The organism is Kitasatospora sp. NPDC007106 (assembly GCF_040634455.1).
In the GTDB taxonomy this organism is placed as follows: Bacteria; Actinomycetota; Actinomycetes; order Streptomycetales; family Streptomycetaceae; genus Kitasatospora; species Kitasatospora arboriphila.
In genome coordinates this window covers 1-4,922 of record NZ_JBEYFP010000443.1, presented here as the reverse complement: position 1 = coordinate 4,922, position 4,922 = coordinate 1, and the positions used below count along the sequence as shown (strand labels likewise).

At 73.7% G+C, this 4,922-nt stretch carries 5 protein-coding genes and 1 pseudogene; 5 read left to right on the top strand and 1 reads right to left on the bottom strand.

Annotation, left to right across the window (positions count from 1 at the left end):
- Both ABZ641_RS25680 and ABZ641_RS25675 read left to right on the top strand, forming a co-directional pair.
- Positions 1–807, top strand: an 807-nt coding sequence (locus ABZ641_RS25680; protein ID WP_359985295.1) for a cbb3-type cytochrome c oxidase subunit I, incomplete at its 5' end; no start/stop codon positions are given.
- Positions 808–901: 94 nt separating this feature from the next.
- Positions 902–1,249 carry a hypothetical protein gene (locus ABZ641_RS25675; protein ID WP_359985293.1) on the top strand — a complete coding sequence of 116 codons (348 nt, stop codon included), beginning with the start codon at positions 902–904 and terminating at the stop codon, positions 1,247–1,249.
- Positions 1,250–1,330: 81 nt separating this feature from the next.
- Here ABZ641_RS25675 and ABZ641_RS25670 read toward each other — a convergent pair.
- Positions 1,331–1,429 (bottom strand): annotated as a pseudogene (locus ABZ641_RS25670) (family 1 glycosylhydrolase); the annotation flags it as partial.
- 219 nt (positions 1,430–1,648) lie between these two features.
- Here ABZ641_RS25670 and ABZ641_RS25665 point away from each other — a divergent pair.
- The 3 genes from ABZ641_RS25665 to ABZ641_RS25655 form a co-directional block, all read left to right on the top strand.
- The gene (locus tag ABZ641_RS25665) at positions 1,649–3,109 is read left to right on the top strand and encodes a BTAD domain-containing putative transcriptional regulator (RefSeq protein WP_359985291.1); all 1,461 of its coding nucleotides are present in this window, start codon (positions 1,649–1,651) and stop codon (positions 3,107–3,109) included.
- A gap of 133 nt (positions 3,110–3,242) precedes the next feature.
- The gene (locus ABZ641_RS25660) at positions 3,243–3,518 is read left to right on the top strand and encodes a hypothetical protein (protein WP_359985289.1); all 276 of its coding nucleotides are present in this window, start codon (positions 3,243–3,245) and stop codon (positions 3,516–3,518) included.
- 25 nt (positions 3,519–3,543) lie between these two features.
- On the top strand, positions 3,544–4,922 hold a 1,379-nt coding region (locus tag ABZ641_RS25655; RefSeq protein ID WP_359985286.1), incomplete at its 3' end, for a BTAD domain-containing putative transcriptional regulator.

Here is a 4,922-nt window from a genome sequence, read left to right as displayed (position 1 = left end):
CTGCTGCCGTTCTTCTCCTTCATGACCTTCCTGATCGCGGTGCCGACCGGTGTGAAGTTCTTCAACTGGGTCGGCACCATGTGGAAGGGCTCGCTGAGCTTCGAGACGCCGATGCTCTGGGTGGTCGGCTTCCTGGTCACCTTCCTGTTCGGTGGCCTGACGGGTGTCCTGCTGGCGGCGCCGCCGATCGACTTCCACGTCTCGGACTCGTACTTCGTCGTCGCCCACTTCCACTACGTGGTGTTCGGCACCGTCGTCTTCGCCATGTTCGGCGGATTCCACTTCTGGTGGCCGAAGATGACCGGCAAGATGCTCGACGAACGGCTCGGAAAGATCACCTTCTGGACGCTGTTCATCGGCTTCCAGACCACCTTCCTCGTCCAGCACTGGCTCGGTGCGGAGGGCATGCCCCGCCGCTACGCCGACTACCTCGCCTCCGACGGTTTCACCACGCTGAACACCGTCTCGACCGTCGGCGCCTTCCTGCTCGGCCTGTCGATCCTGCCCTTCCTCTACAACGTCTGGAAGACGGCCAAGTACGGCGAGAAGGTCGAGGTGGACGACCCCTGGGGCTACGGCCGCTCGCTGGAGTGGGCGACCTCCTGCCCGCCGCCGCGGCACAACTTCCTCACCCTGCCGCGCATCCGCTCGGAATCCCCGGCGTTCGACCTGCACCACCCCGACATCGCCGCCCGCGACTACCTCGACAACCACGGTGAGCCCGCCAAGCACCTCACCGGTGTGACCCCCGCCGAGTACGACGTTCCGCAACGCCGCGGGCCCCGCCCCGGCGGCGGCGGCGCCTGACCACCGGTCCCGGCGAAGCCGACGACCGCCGTCCTGCGGGAACACGGTCCCGCAGGACGGCGCAGCCACCCACCTGCCGTCCGTGAGGTTCGTGATGAACGAAGACACCACCGACACCATCGCCGGCAGCCTGCGGCAGCTGGAGGGCTACTTGCTGTGGCAGGCGGAGATCGCCACGGCCCAGCGGGACGCCGCAGCGTTCACCGAGCTGTTTCCCTGGCTCACGACCGGCCAGCGCGAGGAGGTCGAACACGCGTACACCGAAAGTCGCCTCCAGGTGTCCCGCCAGGTCGTCACCCACATCGCGCAGCGCTGCCGGGACCTGCGGAGCGAGTACGAGGACCGGTACCGCCGCCTGAGGTTCGGCGTCGTCGCCCTGCTCCCCTTCGCCATGGCCCTGGGAGCGGCTGCCGCCGTGGTGGTGACACGCTCCTGGCGGTGATCCACCGCCGGGACCGCACTGCTGCGCGAAGGGGCCGGTGCCACCGCCCGGCCACCGTGCACTCCCGGCCCGATGAACGGCGATCAGGTCGCGGTACCAGGCGTACGAGGCCTTCGGGGTGCGCTGCTGCGTCTCGAAGTCGACATGGACGAGGCCGAAGCGCTGGTGGTCGCCCTCGGCCGGTAGCCCTCGGCTCGCCGAACAGGCCGTCGTTGTCGCGGGACCATGACTGCACGCTGCCGCCCTCCTTCGAGTCGGCCGTTCGGCAGCGGGGTCGAGAGGTTCGACCGGACCGGCGACTTCGCGCGCCGCTTCCGACGGGTCGCCGCGCCCGGCGGGCGATGGCGTGATACCGACCGGCCCGCTTGTCGGCGCTCATCGCCTCCGTAACATGACCGGATGTCGGATTCGGTCGCGCAAGGAGGATCCCTGGAACTGCACCTCAGCACGCTCGGATCGCTCAGGGCCCGGCGCGGCGATCGGGAGCTGCGGCTGAACCGGGCTCGGGACCGCGCGGTGCTCGCCGTCCTGCTCGCCCACGCCGGGCGGCCGGTGCCCGTCGCGGAGATCATCGACGGCGTCTGGGGCGAGGAGGGTGACGAGGCGCCGAACCGGGCCAGGGGGCTGCCCGCCACCATGTACCGGCTGCGCAACATCCTGGCCGACGAGGACGGCACCGCCGAGGGCGGCAATGTCCTGCGGCACGTCGGCAAGGCGTACCGGCTGGACGCGGACCCCGCGAACATCGACCGTACGGTGTTCCTCGCCGAGCTCGCCGCCGCCACCGCCGCCCGCCGGAACCGACAGCCCGAGCGGGCCCACGCCCTGCTCACAGCCGCGCTCGGCCGGTGGTCCGCGCCGGTGGCCCTGGACGGCGTGCCGGGCCCGTACGCCGAACACGACCGCCGGATGCTGGCCGGGCGCCGGGAGGAGGCCCGGCAGGCCCGGCTCGAACTCGACGTCGAACTCGGGCTGACGCTCACGGCGGAACCCGAGCCGAAGCCGGGCACCGTCGTCCCCCACGCGCTCGCGCTGGCCCGGGCCGGCCGCACCGAGCAGGCCCTCGCCCTGCTCGCCGGCTCCGCCTCCGGCGGCGAGGCAAAGGCTCTGGCGGCACGCCTCCGCGACCGGGCCCCGGACCTGGCGAGCTGGACGCCCTGGGCCTCCCGGACCGCCCCCCGCCCGGTTCGCCGACCATTCCAACTCCCGCCCGACATCGCCGACTTCACCGGCCGAGCGGCCTTGCTGACCGAGCTCGCCACCGCCCTGACCGCGCCGGGCCCACGCTGGGTCACCGTCACCGGACCGCCCGGCTACGGCAAGAGTGCGCTCGCCGTCCACGCCGCCCACCGGCTCGCCCCCGGCTATCCCGACGGCCAGCTCCACGCCGACCTGGACGGGAAGGTCCCCCGCGCGGACCCGGCCGCCGTCCTGGCCGCCTTCGTGCGGGCCCTGGGCGTCGAGGAGCCGGCCGTCCCGCCGGGCCTCGCCGACCTGCGCGCGCTCTACCTCCACTTGCTCGCCGGACGGCGCGTCCTGGTGTTGCTCGACGGCGCCGTCGATGCCGAGCAGGTCCGCCCGCTGTTGCCGGCCGAGCCCGGAAGCGCGGCTCTCGTCACCGCCGGACGACCGCTGCCCGGTGGACGCACCGTCACCGTCGGCCGGATGACGCCCGACGAGGGGATCGAACTGCTGTCCCGCGCCCTGGGCCCCAGGCGCCTGGCCCGGGAACCGGGCGCGGCCCGGGCCCTGGCCGCTGCGTGCGACCATCAGCCCCGCGCCCTGCGCCTGGCCGCGAGCCGCTTGGCGCGCCGTCCCGCCTGGCCGATTTCCACCCTCCTTTCACACCCTCGCGAATAGCATCCGTCTGCGAATAAACGTGAGCGTTCATCCCTCGTCAACCGGCGCATCACAAAATCCCGTCGGCAGCCGCGATCACCGTCCGATCAGGCAAGCCGCCCGGAATCTCCGGCGACGGGAAGAGGACGAACTGATGAGTGGGACTATCACATGCATCAACCGCACGCCGGCCGGCACCGCCGCCGAGCACGGCGAGGCGCGCCCGATCATGCAGGGCGACGGCCACCCGGTGGCCCACTACGCACCGAACGGCAACCGGTCCGCCCGGTACGCGACGCGGGCGTCCAGCACGGCCGGCTGCGACACCGAGGCGGTCGGGCGCGCCGCCGACCCGCTCCGCGGCACGATCGCCGACCCGGGCTCCACCGAGAGCCCCCACGTCGTCCGGCCGGTGCCGGGGCACCACTGAGCCCCGGCGCCCGGCCCTCAGCCCGTTGTGCACCCCCACGCGCCACCGCCATCCACCAGCCCCGGCGCGCCGCCCACCCGGGGCCCGACGAGCCTCCGGGAGCGCCGTCATCGCCGCCGAGCCCGCACCCGCCGCCGAACGCACCCCCTCCAGCACGCCGGACCTGCACTTCCACCTGCTCGGTCCGCTCACCGCCCGGGTCGGCGACCACCGGCTCGACCTGGGCCGCAGCCAACAGCAGGCCTTCCTCGCCATGCTGCTCGCCCACCCGGGACGGCCGCTGACCGCCGCCCGCCTCGCCGAGGGCATCTTCGACGAGGACAACCCGCCTGCCCGGCCCAGGTCCGTCCTGGCCACCCACGCCTACCGGCTGCGTCGCACGCTGCGCAACCACCACGCCGACCACCTCCTGGTCACCGTCGACGGCGGCTACCGCCTCGACGTCCCCGCCGAGTCACTGGACTCCGTCGCCTTCGACCGCCTCGTCGCGCGGGCGGAGGACCTCCGCATCGCCGCCGACCGGCCGCGGGCCCGTGACCTGTTGGCCCGGGCGCTGGCCCTGCACGAGGGCGAGCCGCTGGCCGGACTGCCCGGAGGACATGCCGTCGAGCTGCGCCGCCACCTGGCCGAACGCCGGGTGGCGGTACTGGAGGCGAAGCTCGCCCTGGACGTCGACCTGGGGGACAACCCGTCCTGCCTGGTCGAGCTCGACCAGGCCGTGTTCGCCCACCCGTTCCGCGAGCGGTTCCGCGCCCTGCTGATGCTGGAGTACCACCTGGCGGACCGCCCGGCCGAGGCACGGGCCGTGTACGCCGATGCCCGGCGCGCCTACCACGCCGAGGAGCTGGACTGCCCGGAGCTCGACGCGCTGCACGCGCGGATTCGACGGGCCGACCCCACCCTCGGCACGGCCACCCGCCTTGTGGGCCGCTCGGTCGCTGCCCACGACCCGCCGGTTCCCGACCGAGGGGCGGACTCCGGCCGCCTGCCGGTGCCGGAACAACTTCCCACTCCCCTCGTCGACTTCACCGGCCGGCACGGCGCCGTCGCGGAGCTGACCGCCGCGCTCACCCGCCCCGACCCGGGCGCAGTGGTCATCTCGGCAGTCAACGGAATCGGGGGCGCCGGAAAGACCAGCCTGGCCGTCCACGTCGCCCACGCCCTGCGCGAGCGGTTCCCCGACGGCCGACTGCACCTGGACCTGCGCGGCACCCAGGCCGACCCGCTCGACCCGGCCGAGGCACTCGGCCTGCTGCTGGCCTCGCTCGGCGTCGCGGACCGGGAGATCCCGGCAGACCCGGCCGAACGCGCCGCGCTCTACCGCACCACCGTGGCCGGCCGCCGCCTCCTGGTGCTGCTCGACGACGCGGCCTCCGCCGAGCAGACCGCCCCGCTGCTGCCCGG